This window comes from Micromonospora sp. LHW51205 (assembly GCF_003315815.1).
Taxonomy (GTDB): Bacteria; Actinomycetota; Actinomycetes; order Mycobacteriales; family Micromonosporaceae; genus Micromonospora; species Micromonospora chalcea.
The window spans coordinates 1,529,844-1,543,704 of record NZ_QMEZ01000001.1 but is presented as its reverse complement, the minus strand read 5'-3'; the positions used below and the strand labels follow the sequence as shown (position 1 = coordinate 1,543,704).

Below are 13,861 nucleotides of genomic sequence, written 5' to 3'. Positions count from 1 at the left end.
GTCAGGCCTTGGGGATGTCGAACAGGTTGGCGATGTTGGCAGCCAGGCCCAGGTCGCCCTTGGCCTTCAGCTTGCCGGTCATGAACATCATCACCGGGTTGGCGCCACCGGAGACGATCTTCAGGAACTCGACCGGGCCCATGGTGAGGCTCAGCTTCGGGTCGCGGGTGGCGGTCTCCGAGACGGTGCAGGCGCCGTTCTCGATGACGATCTCGTACGTGTCGGTGCCACCGTCCGGGCGGCCGGTGATGTTCCAGTGGATGACCGCGTTGGTGGCACCGGCGCGGTCGGCGCGGAACAGCGTGGGCATCCGGTTGAAGACCTCGCTGAGGATCTTGCCGCGCGACTCGCCGGACATGATCTCGGCGATCTTGGCGTCCGGCGTGGACTTGACCAGCTGCGCGAACTCCTTGGGGCCGACGTTCGCGAAGTTGGCCGGGTCGAAGTCAGTCATCAGGAAATGCACCTCTCGGGCGGGGCCAGCTTGGTTACTCTGGCGTAACCCTACGCACGGGTAGGTATGCTCGCAAGAGTGTCCAGCACGCCGACCTTCAAGCGCCTCCCCCGAGCCGTACGCGAGCAGCAGATGCTCGACGCGGCGGTGAAGGTGTTCTCCCGCCGCGGCTTCCACGCCGCCAGCATGGACGAGATCGCCGACGACGCCGGCATCTCCAAACCGATGGTCTACGCCTACCTCGGCACCAAGGAAGAACTCTTCATCGCCTGCCTGCACCGCGAGAGCACCCGGATGATGGAGGCCATCGCCGGCGCCGCCGCCCCCGACCTGCCCGCCGACGAGCGGCTCTGGCGCGGGCTGCGCGCGTTCTTCGGCTTCGTCGGCGCGCACCGGGACGGCTGGGCCGTGCTCTACCGGCAGGCCCGCGGCTCGCAGCCGTTCGCCGCCGAACTCGCCGCCATGCGGGGACGGCTGGTCGAGGTGGTGGCCGGGATGCTCGACCACGCGCTGCGCGCCGCCGGACGGGAGGTCGGCGCCACCGACCTGGAGGTGGTCTCGTACGCGCTCGTCGGCGCCTCCGAGTCGCTCGCCGACTGGCTGGCCGACCACCCGGAGGCCGATGCCGGCAAGACAGCGACCCGGATGATGAACGTGGCCTGGCTCGGCGCCGACCAGCTGTTGCGCGGCGCCACCTGGCACCCCGGCGCTGTGTAAGGAAGGGCCCCTTCTTAACGCCTCCGGTAGTGGAAGGGCCCCTTTTTAACAGTCGCGGCGCGCGGCGGCTCGCCGGTGCGCCCGCCGCCGGCCCCAGCGGGCGGCCTCGAACAGCCCGGTGACCGCGAGCGAGATGGCGACCCCGGCGAGGAGCCCGGAGACGGGGTTGTGCTCGAACGCCAGGCCGCCGAAGTAGCCGAGCAGCGTGCAGTAGATCCCCCAGGTCGCGCAGGCCAGCGCGTCGTACAGCAGGAACATCCGCACCGGATAGCGGACCGCGCCCATGGTCAGCGTGACGGCGGTGCGGCCGCCGGGAACGTACCGGGCGGTGGTCAGGATCATCCCGCCGCGCCTGTCGACGGCCCGGCGGGCCCACTCGGAGCCGGCCCGCCGCCGGCTGTCCGCCGGGAAGCGGGCCAGCCGGTGCGCGCCGCCGCCGCGCCCGATCGCGTAGGAGACGTGATCGCCGACGAGCGCGCCGAACGCGGCGGTCACGATCACCAGCGCCAGGTCCGGCTCGCCGCCCGCCGCGAAGACCCCGGCCGTGATCACCACGGTCTCGCCGGGCACCGCCGGGAAGAACGCGTCGACGGCGGTGACCGCGATGATCACCAGGTACGCCCACGGTGAGGTCACCGTGTGGTGCAGCAGGTCGAGCGCGTCCCCCATGCACCCATGCTCGGTGGTGCGGTGTTAAGCAGGGGCCCTTCCCATACAAAAGGCGTTAACAAGGGGCCCTTCCTTCTCCTCGGCCGTGGGCCCGCGCGACGTGAGCACCACCGGCGCGCCCAGCGCCTCCGAGACCGCCCCCGCCCAGTCGGCGGGCGCCGAGTCCAGCACCGGCCGGGCCCGCATCAGCCGCTCGGTGAGCGCCGCCTGCCGGTCCAGGTCACCGGCCGGGCCGGGGACGAGCCGGTCCAGGCCCTCGTACCGGCGGCAGATCCGCAGCTCGGACCCGGCCAGGTCGAGGTGGGTCAGCGCCAGCCCGTCCACCCCACCGGCGACCTCCAGCGCGTACCGGTGGGCGACCGCGTCGAAGTGCCCGAACCGGAACCGGCCCTGCCAGGGGTTCGTCCCGTTGTGCCGGTCGCGGAACGGCAGCGCCGCGTCCTCGGTGACCAGCGGCCCGGGACCGTGCCGCGTGGTGGTCGTGCGCAGCACGCCGAGCCGCTGCGCGGTCCCGGCCAGGCCCGCCTCGGCGAGCAGCGTCTCGGCGTTGGCGAACGTCGTGGTGCTCCACGTCGTGTACGGGTGGAAGCCGTGCCACTCGTCCAGCAGCACCCCCTGCGCGCCCTCGAACACGCAGGTGCCCTCGCGCAGCGCGGATGCCAGCCAGGTCCGGTCGACGATCGCCACCCGGCGCGCGAAGGCCGCGTACGCGGGCAGGCAGTCCTGGACCGGCGGCGCGTCCAGCGGGCCCAGCTCGGCGGTGAGCCGGTCCCGCAGCGCGGTCAGCCGCCGGCGCAGCACCGCCGGGCGGCGGCAGTCCGCCACCCGGGGTGCCTCGTCGGGGTGGGCGAGGCCGTACGCGACCGCCTCGCCCACCCCGAGCCCGCAGGAGCCGTGCCGGTCGGCTCCCCGGGCGATCTCCCGGGCGCGGTTGGCGGCCCGGTGGTACGGGGTGGCGAGCAGCGCCTCCCCGTCCACAGTCAGACGGTCGAGCGCGTCTGGAACGCCGACCGACGCGAGGTGGTCGGCCTCGGCGGCGAGCGCCAGCGGGTCCACCACCACGTGCCGCGCCAGGTGCGTCCGTACGCCCGGACGGAACGTCCCGGCGCCGAACTGCGCGAACGTGTGGTGCCGCCCGTCGCGCAGGACTACGTTGTGCGCCGCCTGCGCGCCCCCGTTGAACCGGACCACCGTGTGCACCTGCCGGGTGGCGCAGAGCAGGTCCACCACTGTGCCCTTGCCGGCGTCGCCGTAGCCGAGGTCGACCACCATCACGTGGTTCACAGCCGGGTGACCCCGCTTCCGCCGTCGGCCGGGCTGAACGGCAGCGTCGCCACCGCGCGGCGGCCGGAGCCGAGCCGGGCGAGCGCCTTCGAGACGGTCCGGGTGGCGGTGGAGCCGGCCCGGTCCAGGTCGCGCAGCCCGGCGTCCAGGTCGATGGCCTGCTCGCCGAGCCCGACGGTGAGCGCGATCGTCTCGCAGACCGCGTCCAGGTCGTCCAGCTCGACCGCGTTCTGCCCGAGCAGGCCGCGCCAGAAGTCCAGCACCTTGCGGTTGCCCGCGTAGTGGCTGCCGGCGGGCAGCAGGTAGTAGGTGTCCCAGCGCGCGGTCACCTCGTCCACGATCTGCCGGACCGGCACGTCCTCGCTCAGGTCGTCGCCGATCAGCCGGGCCACCTCCGCGCGCTTCACCCCCGCGTACGCCAGCTCGTCGCCGATGATGAACAGGTAGCCGCGCCGGCCGCGCTTGTCCCAGCTGTCGGTGGCCGTGTGCCGGGCCATGAAGTACAGCGCCAGCTCGTACGACTCCATCATCTGGCCGCCTCCGCCGCCCTCCAGCACGATCCGGCCGAGGTCGTCGTCCATCCGGTTGTCGGACTCGAACTGCCCGATCTGCAACGGCACCCGGTCGCAGGTGGCGTCGCCGATCGCGCCGAACATGACCTGCGGGTCGCTCGCGTACCCCTGGCGCAGCAGCAGGCCGAGCAGCTGCGGCAGCTTGCTCTGCAGCACCCGGGGCACGTGCCCCATCGAGCCGGTGACGTCGAACAGTACGGCGATCGGCGTCGACTGCGGGTGCTCGGCGGAGTCGCGGCTCTCCCGCAGCGCGTCGCGCGGGTCGAGCGCCGGGTGCACCTTGCGCGCGCCGCTGTCGCTGTACGAGAACGCGCTCTTGCCGGTGCGGCGCCGGTAGCGGTCGGCGGCGTCGTACACGTCGGTGGACCAGATTCCACTGCCCATGGCAGCCTCCCTACGGGTTGAGGGTGAAGGGTCGGAAGGTGCGCGGCCCGTACAGCCGGTGCAGCACCTCGTCCAGTTCGCGCAGCAGCCGCCAGGCGTCGTCGGGCCGGGTGGCGAGCGCGGCGCCCTGGCAGCCGTCGGCGAAGGCGCGCAGCTCGCGGGGCGCGCGGTCGCCCATCAGCCAGGTCATGCAGCGGGCGGCCAGCGCGATGTCGGTGCCGGGGCCGCACTGCCGCTTCGCGGCGACCTCCGGCGGATACCAGTCCTCGTGGCCGGGCACCAGCGCCGGCACGAGCCCGCCCGGCTCGGCCGAGAAGCACCAGTCGACGAGCACCAGGCCGTGCGCGTCCGGCTCGATCAGCACGTGCCGGGGCAGCACCGCGCCGTGCACCACGCCCGCGCGGTGGGCCAGGCCGAGCGCCACGAGCAGCCGCCGCCACATCCAGGCCGCGTCGCGCGGGTCCAGCCCGTCCGGGTACGCGCGGCGCACGTCGTCCAGGCTGCGCAGCCCGGGTACGGTCACCAGCTCGTTGACCTGCCGCTGCACGCCGGTCGACGGGTCACGCGCCGGGTAGGAGTCGACCAGCTTCGGCACGTACGCGAGGTGTCTGGCGTCGCCGCGCTCGGCGATGCGACGCAACGCGCGCGCCTCGCGGGCCATCAGGTCGTTGTCGCCGGGGTGCCGGGCCACCTTGGCCAGGTGATAAGAAGGGGCCCCTCCTCTACCGGAGGCGTTAACAGGGGGCCCTTCCTTGCGTTCGTGCAGGGTGGCGACATCGCCGGTGTACGCGGGGGCCGGGGTGCGCCACCGGGTGGTGACGGTGAGCAGCGCTTCGGCGGCGGCGGCGCGTACGCCGGGGTCGGCCGCGCCCAGCCGGTCGGGGTGCAGCGCGCCGACCAGCTCGCGGTAGCGGCGGGCCGGCTCGTCGGCGCCGAACAGGTCGGCGTCGGTACGCGCGGCAGTGACCAGCCGGATCGCCTCTTCGGTCCTCACCGCACCGTCTCCTCCCGGGCGGGGCGCAGCAGCGCCGGGTGCAGCAGCCGGGCGTCTCCGGCGCGGTAGAGCTTGGCCCGGGGGCCGCCGCGCGCGCCGCCGCGCTCGGTGCTGGCGCCGGTGCTCTCCACGAAGCCGGGCACCGAGAGCACCTTGCGGTGGAAGTTGCCGGCGTGCAGCGGGTGCCCCCAGACCGTCTCGTAGACCTCCCGCAGCTCGGTGATCGTGAACTCGGGGGCGAGGAAGCGGGTGGCCAGCGGCGTGTACTCCAGCTTGGAACGGGCGCGCTCCAATCCGTCGTCGATGATCCGGCCGTGGTCGAAGGCGAGCTGCCGGCTGGTCAGCGCGGTGACCGGCAGCCAGATCGCCTCGTCGGCGTCGGTGTCGGCGACCGGGTCGGGCAGGTCGGGGGCGAACGCCAGGTGCGCGACCGAGACCACCCGCATGCGCGGGTCGCGGTCCGGCGCGCCGTAGCTGCCGAGCTGTTCCAGGTGCACCCGGCGCAGCCGCTCGCCGCCGAGGCCGGTCTCCTCGGCCAGTTCGCGCCGGGCGCCGGCGGTCAGGTCCTCGTCCGGCTGGACGAAGCCGCCGGGCAGCGCCCAGTGCCCCGCGAAGGGCGGCGCGCCGCGGCGGATCAGCAGCAGGTGCAGCGCGCCCTCGCGGATGGTCAGCGCGACCACGTCGACGGTGACCGCGACCGCCGGGTAGTCCCGCGGGTCGTACCCGGCGAGGAAGTCCTGCTCGTTCACGGTCACTCACTCTCTCAGGTTGAGAACAACTCACTCTGAGAACAACTTAGCGCCGAAAAGAGGGGACGGCAAGTCCCCTCTTTCACTCAGCGCACCGAACCGGTCAGGTGCGGCCTCCCGTCCCGGGCGCTGTGCAGCGCGAAGTCCCAGCCCGCGCCGTTCGGCGAGGCGCTGAACGCCACAGTCGACGGCAGCGGCACCGGCAGCTTGAACGCCACGTCCACCGTGTACGCCTCTGGTAGCCGGGGTTCCAGCGCGGCCAGGCATCGGGCCTTGCTCCACATGCCGTGCGCGATCGGGCGCGGGAAACCGAACAGCCGCGCGCCCAGCTTCGAGGTGTGGATCGGGTTGTGGTCGCCGGAGACGCGCGCGTAGTCAGTACCCACGCGGGGCATCACCCGCCACTGCGCGGAGAAGGCCGGCGGTTCCGGGCGGTCAGCCCGGTCGCGCCGCGGGCCGCCGCCGGACGCGCGCTCCTTCCCGAGGTACGTGGACACGCCGCGCCACACCTCCTCGCCGCCGATCGAGCCGACAAGCACCACGTCGAGCTGGCGGCCCCGCTCGTGTGGGCGCAGGTTCTCCGCGTACGTGTGGAAGTCGACGCGCTCGCCGACCTCGACCGGCCGGCGCACGGTGATCCGGTTGGCCACGTGCACCACACCGGTGAGCGGGATCGGGAAGCCGGGGCTGGTCATCAGCCGCAGCGACAGCGGGAACCCGAGCACGTGCAGGTACGTCGCCGGCAGCCGGTCGGTCAGCCGGAACCCGCACACCCGGTCGTAGTCCGCCAGGTGCCGCTGATCCACAGAGACCCCGCCAACGGCGAGTTCCAGCCCCGGCACGTCAGCCCCGCGCCGCCCCCCAACCCCCGGAACGACCCCGAGTAGCGCCCGCCGATAAAGCGCCCCACTGGCAGGCAGCCCGTCCAACTCCACCCGCCGCCGCCCCACCGCTCCTTCACCCCGTCGATCATGAGGTTGGCTGCCTTGTGGATCTCCAGAAGTGCCGTCAACTTCATGATCGTCGGAGGTGGGGCGGGCGGCGGCGTTGGTGCGGGCCAGGGCGGCGGCTCGGGCGGCCGTGAGGTCGCGGGTGGGGCCCTCGATCAGGTCGTGCAGGGTCAGGTCGTCGTCCTCGTGGTCACGGGGTGCCATCACGCCCCCAGGAGGCTCTGGCCGCAGACCCGGACCACGTTGCCGCTGACCGCGCCGCTCGCCGGCCAGGAGAGCCAGCCGATCGTCTCGGCCACGTCCACCGGCAGGCCACCCTGCGCCATGCTGTTCATCCGCCGTCCCGCCTCGCGGATCGTCAACGGGATACGCGCGGTCAGCCGCGTCTCGATGAAGCCCGGCGCCACCGCGTTCAGGCTGATCCCGCGCTCGCGCAGCACCGGGGAGAGCGAGTCGACCAGGCCGATCACGCCGGCCTTGCTGGTCGCGTAGTTGGTCTGCCCCCGGTTGCCGGCGATCCCGGCGATCGACGAGACCGAGACGATCCGGCCGCCGGCCGGGATCAGGTCGCGTTCCAGCAGTACGTCGTTGATCCGCTCCTGGCTGGACAGGTTCACGTCGATCACCGAGTCCCACCGGTCGGCGTCCATCCGGCCCAGCGTCTTGTCCCGGGTGATGCCCGCGTTGTGCACCACCACGTCGACCCGCCCGTGCCGGGACGCCAGGTGCTCCGCCAGCCGGGTCGGCGCATCCGGCGCGGTCAGGTCGAGCTGCACCGCGCTGCCGCCGATGTCGTTGGCGACGGCGGCCAGCTCGTCCCCGGCCGCGGGGATGTCCAGCGCCACCACCTGGGCGCCGTCGCGGGCCAGCACCTTCGCCAGCGCCGCGCCGATGCCCCGGGCCGCGCCGGTCACCAGCACCACCTGCCCGTCCAGCGGCCGGTCCCAGTCGGCCGGCGCGACGGCGGTGCCGGCGCCGACCCGGATCACCTGGCCCGAGACGTACGCGGACCGGCCGGAGAGCAGGAACCGGAGCGTGGACTCCAGGCTCACCGGGGTGCCGGCGTCACCCTCGCGTGTCACGTAGACCAGTTGAGCGGTGACGCCCCGGCCGAACTCCTTGCCGATGCTGCGGGTCAGGCCCTCCAGCGCGCGCTGGGCGGTAGCCTCCCGAGGGGAGCCGCACTCGGCCGGCGGCGTGCCCAGCACGATCACCCGGCCGCTCGGCACCAGCGAGCGGGCCTGCGGGTGGAAGAAGTCGTAGAGCTGGCGCAGCCCGGTGGAGTCGGTGACGCCGCTGGCGTCGTACACCAGGGCCGCGAAGCGGCGGTCGGCGTCGTGGGCGGCGACCGGATCGGCCAGCTCGACCCCGGCGGCGGTCAGGATCTTCCCGGCCTGGTCGGCGATCCGGCCGCCGGCCGAGGAGCCGAGCAGGACCGGCCCGGGAACGAGCGGGTCGCCCGGCGTGTGCCGGCGCAGTCGAGGCGGATCGGGCAGCCCGAGGCGCTTGACCAGCGCACGACCGGCCCCCGTCTGGACGAAGCTCGCGTACCTGTCGGTCATAGGCGTAGCCTACTGGCGAGTAGGGTTCGGGCAACAGTTTCGAGGGAGGCCGATCGTGCAGAGTGTCCGGCGGGTCGCGGTCATCGGGGGCAACCGCATCCCCTTCGCCCGGTCCAACTCGCGCTACGCGCACGCGTCGAACGCCGACATGCTCGGCGCGGCGCTCGACGGGCTGGTCGCCCGGTTCGGGCTGGCCGGCGAGCGGGTCGGCGAAGTGGTGGCCGGCGCGGTGCTCAAGCACTCCCGCGACTTCAACCTCACCCGTGAGGTGGTGCTCGGCTCCCGGCTCGACCCGCACACCCCCGCGTACGACATCCAGCAGGCCTGCGGCACCGGACTGGAGGCCGCCATCCTGGTCGCCAACAAGATCGCCCTCGGGCAGATCGAGGTCGGCATCGCCGGTGGCGTCGACACCACCTCGGACGCGCCACTCGCCGTCAACGAGGACATGCGGCGCACCCTGCTCCAGCTCAACTCCGCCCGTACGCTCGGCGAACGGCTCAAGATCGCGGCGAAGTTGCGCCCGCACCAGCCGTTCAAGCCGGAGATCCCGCGCAACGCCGAGCCGCGTACCGGACTGTCCATGGGTGAGCACGCGGCCCGGACGGCGCTGCGCTGGAACGTCGACCGGACCGCGCAGGACGAACTCGCGCTGCGCTCGCACCAGCGGCTCGCCGCCGCGTACGACAAGGGGTTCTTCGACGACCTGATGACCCCCTACCTGGGGCTGACCCGCGACCAGAACCTGCGGCCGGACACCAGCCTGGAGAAGCTCGGCTCGCTCAAGCCGGTCTTCGGCGCCTCCGGCGCGGACGCCGAGCGGGCCACCATGACCGCCGGCAACTCCTCGCCGCTCACCGACGGCGCGTCGACCGTCCTGCTCGCGTCCGAGGAGTGGGCCAAGGCGCACAACCTGCCGGTGCTCGCCTGGTTCTCCTGGTCCGAGACCGCCGCCGTCGACTTCGTGCACGGCGACGAGGGGCTGCTGATGGCCCCCACGTACGCGGTGCCCCGGATGCTGGCCCGGGCCGGGCTCAGCCTCCAGGACTTCGACTTCTACGAGATCCACGAGGCGTTCGCCTCCCAGGTGCTGGCCACCCTCGCCGCCTGGGAGTCGCCGGAGTTCTGCAAGGAGCGCCTCGGCCTGGACGCGCCGCTCGGCTCGATCGACCGGGAGAAGCTGAACGTCAACGGCTCCTCGCTGGCGGCCGGCCACCCGTTCGCCGCCACCGGCGGCCGGATCGTCGCCACGCTCGCCAAGCTGCTTGATCAGAAGGGGAGCGGGCGCGGCCTGATCTCCATCTGCGCGGCCGGTGGGCAGGGCGTGACAGCCATCCTGGAGCGCTGACGGCTTCCGGCAGGGCTGCGGTCCCGGCCGCAGCCCTGCTCCACGTTCCCGTCGGCGCCCGGAGCAACCCGAGGGCGGCTCAGCCGCGTCACCTGGGCATGAGGCGTACGAGAGGCTCCGGGACGTGAACCGGGCCGAGGAAGACGAGTACCGGCAGTTCGTCACCGCCCGGCTGGAGTCGTTGCGCCGCACCGCATACCTCCTCTGCCGCGAGTGGCACACCGCCGACGACCTGGTCTCCATCACGATCGGCAAGCTCTACCGGCACTGGCGCCGGGTCCGCGCGGCGGAGAACATCGACGCGTACGTGCGCGGAATGCTCACAAACGCCTGGCTGGACGAGCGGCGGCGGCCCTGGCGGCGCGAGCACAGCACCGACACGGTGCCGGAGACCGCCGACATGATCCTGCCGGAGCCCACGCTCGCCGAACGCGACATGCTGCTCGCCCTGCTCGGCCAGCTGCCGCCCCGGCGACGCGCCGTGCTGGTGCTGCGCTACTACTGCGACCTGTCGGTGGAGGAGACCGCCGACGTCATGGGTATCAGTACCGGCACTGTGAAGAGCCAGTCCGCACGCGGCCTGGAGGCGTTGCGCCTGCTGCTGGGCGGCATCCCGTCGACCCGAGGGGAGCTGTCATGACGTACCGACAGTTGTTCGACGACCTGATCGGCGAGCCGCCGGTCTCCACGGTGGATGTCGACCGGGTGATCAGCGGACAGCGCCGGGCCCGGCGGCTGCGAATCGGGGGCGGCATGACGGCTGTTGCCGCTGTGGTGGCGGCAGTGCTGGTCGGCACCACCACGCTCATCGGCAAGCCGCATGCCCAGCCGGCCAAACCGGCACCGGCCGTCACGACGATTCCCGGCAGCGATCAGGACCTGGACCGGATCGACGCCGCGGTGATCGCGGCCCTGACCCGCGCGGTGCCGCGCCTGGCCTGGGCGGTCAAGGACGGGCCGGTGATCGACACCCCCGCATGGGCCTCCGACGTCATGGGCCGGCCCGGCTCCCTCGGCTACCGAGGAAACGGCAGCTTCCGGGCGGACGGGGTGGACCTGACCGCGAGCTTGCAGATCACTCCTGACGGCGCGAAGAGCTGGCAGGCCGAGGCGGCTCGCGGATGTTCCAAGAATGCCGTCGAGTGCGGCGAGCAGACGGGTCCGGACGGCGAGAAGATCAGGTACCACCGGTCGGTCTGGGAGCAGGAGGTGCCACCGCAGCTCCGGGATCAGATGTCGAGCCGGACAGAGAGCGCTGGCGTGACAGCACTGCGTCGGGACGGCACGTTTCTGAACCTGAGCCTCAGGACCGTCACCGCCGAGGACAAGCTTCCGGTCGCCGTCGGGCAGCTGATCCCGGTCGTGGTCGACCGGGCCGTCGCCCTCGCGCCGGAGCCGTCCCCCACACCGACGGCCATTTCCACCGTGACCACTGTCGCGGGCACCGCCGCGGACGCGGCGCGTCTCGACGCTGCTCTGACCAGCGCCCTGCGCCGGCAGGCATCCGACTTCACGTGGCTGACCAGATGGGGCGGGGAGAGCAGCCCGACCCCGGTCGGATTCGAGCCCAAGGGCCGGCTGAACGTCGACGCACCGGTGCTGTATGCCGCCACGTTTCGGGTCGGAAAGCGGGCCGCGCAGGTCACCCTTCAGTTGGTGCGCGACGGCGAGCTCGCCTGGTCGCTCGCGCCGCCCTGCCCGACCGCCGCGCTCGCCGCCCGCTACTGCACGGTGACCGAGTTCCCTGGTGGCGAGCGCCTGCGAGCCCGGCGGATGCTCACCGGTTTCGGCTCGCGCCCCGACTCGGCACGGCCGACGGGAAGCAACAGCTACCTGATCGAGTCGCTTCGCCCGGACGGCACGCTGGTCCGCCTCTATCTCACGCAGGACAAGCCGGCGCTCTCGATGGAACAGACGATCGAGATTGCACGGGAGCCGTCGCTCGTCCTGGCCCCCCGGCCACCGGCGGGAACCGCCACTGCGCAGACCTTCGATTCCCGCGGGTGGGAGAATCACGGCGCTACGTCGGATGCGCCCATGGCCGCGCTCGACGCCATCTCACCGGACGGGATGATTTACCTGCTGCCCTTCCAGCAAGGGGGCCTCGGGCTAAACGGCCCAACTTCGCTGTCGTACAACTTCATGGTGCAGCGAGGCGGGCTGGCCGGCGACGGGGAGATCATCGTGGAGCGCCGCGCGGCGCTGGTGCTGAGCTGCGCCACGGTCGGGGCGCTCCCGCCCGCGACGCACCGGGCGCACGCGCATGACGGCGAGTGCACCGAGTCGACCCGCCCGGACGGGAACCGGGTCGTCACGATCGTCTCCCGTCCGGCCGGGTCGGTGGTCTACAGCGTGTTCGTCCAGCGACCCGACCGCGGCACGGTCGAGGTGGTGATCGACAACCGGCCCAACACCGGAGGCGCCTCGGACATGCCGACGGACGGAGACTTCGGGCGTCGCTGGCCGAAGGGCGTCAAGGGTGGCGCGACCCCGCCGCTCACTCTGGAGCAGGTCACGGCGCTAGCCGCGCATCCGGATCTGATCAACTTGTTGCCCTGATCCGGAGAAGGTCGACGCCCGGGTCCGGACCGGCCCCGGGCGTCCGCCACCAGCGGGCCGACCGGTGGCGGCGCGAGCCCGTACGCGAGAATGAGGGCCGTGACGACGATCCCGAACGTGCTCGCCAACCGGTACGCCTCGCCCGAACTGGTCGCCCTCTGGTCGCCGGAGGAGAAGGTCCGGATGGAGCGCCGGCTCTGGCTGGCGGTGCTCAAGGCCCAGCGTGATCTCGGCGTGCCGGTGCCGGACGGCGTGGTCGAGGCGTACGAGCGGGTGGTCGACGACGTCGACCTGGCCTCGATCGCGGCGCGGGAGCGGGTCACCCGGCACGACGTGAAGGCCCGGATCGAGGAGTTCAGCGCGCTCGCCGGGCACGAGCACGTGCACAAGGGGATGACCTCCCGGGACCTCACCGAGAACGTCGAGCAGCTCCAGATCCGTGCCTCGCTGGAGCTGATCCGGGACCGGGTGGTCGCCACGCTGGCCCGGCTGGGCTGGCACGCGGGCGAGTACTCGGCGCTGGTGATGACCGGCCGGTCGCACAACGTCGCCGCGCAGGCCACCACGCTCGGCAAGCGCTTCGCGTCCGCCGCGGAGGAGCTGCTGATCGCGTACGAGCGGCTGGAGGACCTGATCGGCCGCTACCCGCTGCGCGGGATCAAGGGGCCGGTGGGCACCGCCGCCGACCAGCTCGACCTCTTCGACGGCGACGCCGGGAAGGTGGCCGAGCTGGAGCGCCGGGTGGCCGGGCACCTGGGCTTCAGCCGGGTGCTGGACAGCGTCGGCCAGGTCTACCCGCGTTCGCTGGACTTCGACGTGCTCTCCGCGCTGGCCCAGGTGGCCGCCGCGCCGTCGTCGCTGGCCACCACGATCCGGCTGATGGTGGGCCAGGAGCTGGTCACCGAGGGCTTCAAGCCGGGCCAGGTCGGGTCCAGCGCCATGCCGCACAAGATGAACACGCGCTCGTCGGAGCGGGTGAACGGCTTCGCGGTGATCATCAGGGGTTACCTGTCGATGGTCGGTGAGCTGGCCGGTGACCAGTGGAACGAGGGCGACGTCTCCTGCTCGGTGGTACGCCGGGTGGCGCTGCCTGATGCGTTCTTCGCTGCCGACGGGCTGTTCCAGACGTTCCTCACCGTGCTGGACGAGTTCGGTCCGTACCCAGCGGTGATCAACCGGGAGCTGGAGCGCTTCCTGCCGTTCCTCGCCACCACGAAGATCCTGGTGGCAGCCGTACGCCGGGGTGTCGGCCGGGAGGTCGCGCACGAGGTGATCAAGGAGCACGCGGTCGCCGTGGCGCTGGCCATGCGGGAGAAGGGCGCGGCGGAGAACGACCTGTTCGACCGCCTGGCCGCCGACGGCCGGCTGGGCCTGACCCGGGCCGAGATCGACACCCTGGTGGCCGACCGCAACGCCTTCGTTGGCGCCGCCGCCGACCAGGTCAACCGCGTGACCGCACGAATCACCGGTGTGGTCGAGTCCCACCCCCAGGCCGCGACCTACTCCCCACCCCCCATCCTCTGACCGGCCCGGCCCTCTTCTCGGTGATCAAGGAGTTTGTGTCCTGCGCAGAGCGTCGCAGTGACACAAACTCCTTGATCAACGGGGTGGTGGGAGGG

The 13,861-nt window shown here is 72.5% G+C and carries 13 protein-coding genes; 5 read left to right on the top strand and 8 right to left on the bottom strand.

Features of this window, described 5'->3' with window-relative positions; translation table 11 throughout:
* Position 1: 1 nt before the first annotated feature.
* The gene (locus tag DQE82_RS07335) at positions 2-454 is read right to left on the bottom strand and encodes an SCP2 sterol-binding domain-containing protein (protein ID WP_043327552.1); all 453 of its coding nucleotides are present in this window, start codon (positions 452-454) and stop codon (positions 2-4) included.
* A gap of 78 nt (positions 455-532) precedes the next feature.
* Between DQE82_RS07335 and DQE82_RS07330 the strand changes: the two genes are divergently transcribed.
* Positions 533-1,171, top strand: coding sequence for a TetR/AcrR family transcriptional regulator (locus tag DQE82_RS07330; protein WP_030500578.1), 639 nt, complete (start codon positions 533-535; stop codon positions 1,169-1,171).
* A gap of 45 nt (positions 1,172-1,216) precedes the next feature.
* On the opposite strand, the gene DQE82_RS07325 is transcribed toward DQE82_RS07330, so the two are convergent.
* The 7 genes from DQE82_RS07325 to DQE82_RS07295 form a co-directional block, all read right to left on the bottom strand.
* Positions 1,217-1,840, bottom strand: coding sequence for a DedA family protein (locus DQE82_RS07325; protein WP_113972264.1), 624 nt, complete (start codon positions 1,838-1,840; stop codon positions 1,217-1,219).
* 24 nt (positions 1,841-1,864) lie between these two features.
* Positions 1,865-3,124: an adenylosuccinate synthetase gene (locus DQE82_RS07320; RefSeq protein ID WP_113972263.1), complete on the bottom strand. Its 1,260-nt coding sequence runs from the start codon at positions 3,122-3,124 to the stop codon at positions 1,865-1,867.
* Complete coding sequence (locus DQE82_RS07315; protein ID WP_113972262.1) at positions 3,121-4,080, bottom strand: hypothetical protein; 960 nt, start codon at positions 4,078-4,080, stop codon at positions 3,121-3,123. Before DQE82_RS07315 ends, DQE82_RS07320 begins: the two co-directional genes overlap by 4 nt.
* A gap of 10 nt (positions 4,081-4,090) precedes the next feature.
* Positions 4,091-5,074 carry a serine/threonine protein kinase gene (locus DQE82_RS07310; RefSeq protein ID WP_113972261.1) on the bottom strand — a complete coding sequence of 328 codons (984 nt, stop codon included), beginning with the start codon at positions 5,072-5,074 and terminating at the stop codon, positions 4,091-4,093.
* On the bottom strand, positions 5,071-5,829 hold the full coding sequence (locus tag DQE82_RS07305) for an NUDIX domain-containing protein (RefSeq protein WP_176722790.1): 759 nt from the start codon (positions 5,827-5,829) through the stop codon (positions 5,071-5,073). The genes DQE82_RS07310 and DQE82_RS07305 overlap by 4 nt, the downstream gene beginning before the upstream one ends.
* A gap of 80 nt (positions 5,830-5,909) precedes the next feature.
* Positions 5,910-6,977, bottom strand: coding sequence for a MaoC/PaaZ C-terminal domain-containing protein (locus DQE82_RS07300; RefSeq protein ID WP_043327548.1), 1,068 nt, complete (start codon positions 6,975-6,977; stop codon positions 5,910-5,912).
* The gene (locus tag DQE82_RS07295) at positions 6,977-8,335 is read right to left on the bottom strand and encodes a 3-oxoacyl-ACP reductase (RefSeq protein ID WP_069088130.1); all 1,359 of its coding nucleotides are present in this window, start codon (positions 8,333-8,335) and stop codon (positions 6,977-6,979) included. Before DQE82_RS07295 ends, DQE82_RS07300 begins: the two co-directional genes overlap by 1 nt.
* 55 nt (positions 8,336-8,390) lie before the next feature.
* Between DQE82_RS07295 and DQE82_RS07290 the strand changes: the two genes are divergently transcribed.
* The 4 genes from DQE82_RS07290 to purB all read left to right on the top strand — a co-directional run bounded on the left by DQE82_RS07290 (position 8,391) and on the right by purB (position 13,766).
* Complete coding sequence (locus DQE82_RS07290) at positions 8,391-9,683, top strand: acetyl-CoA C-acetyltransferase (protein WP_069088131.1); 1,293 nt, start codon at positions 8,391-8,393, stop codon at positions 9,681-9,683.
* A 124-nt stretch (positions 9,684-9,807) separates the two neighbouring features.
* Positions 9,808-10,323: a SigE family RNA polymerase sigma factor gene (locus tag DQE82_RS07285; protein WP_043327545.1), complete on the top strand. Its 516-nt coding sequence runs from the start codon at positions 9,808-9,810 to the stop codon at positions 10,321-10,323.
* The gene (locus tag DQE82_RS07280) at positions 10,320-12,242 is read left to right on the top strand and encodes a hypothetical protein (protein ID WP_113972260.1); all 1,923 of its coding nucleotides are present in this window, start codon (positions 10,320-10,322) and stop codon (positions 12,240-12,242) included. The genes DQE82_RS07285 and DQE82_RS07280 overlap by 4 nt, the downstream gene beginning before the upstream one ends.
* 90 nt (positions 12,243-12,332) lie before the next feature.
* Positions 12,333-13,766 (top strand): adenylosuccinate lyase, encoded by a 1,434-nt coding sequence (purB, locus tag DQE82_RS07275; RefSeq protein ID WP_370446779.1) that lies wholly within the window; start codon positions 12,333-12,335, stop codon positions 13,764-13,766.
* Positions 13,767-13,861 lie beyond the last annotated feature (95 nt).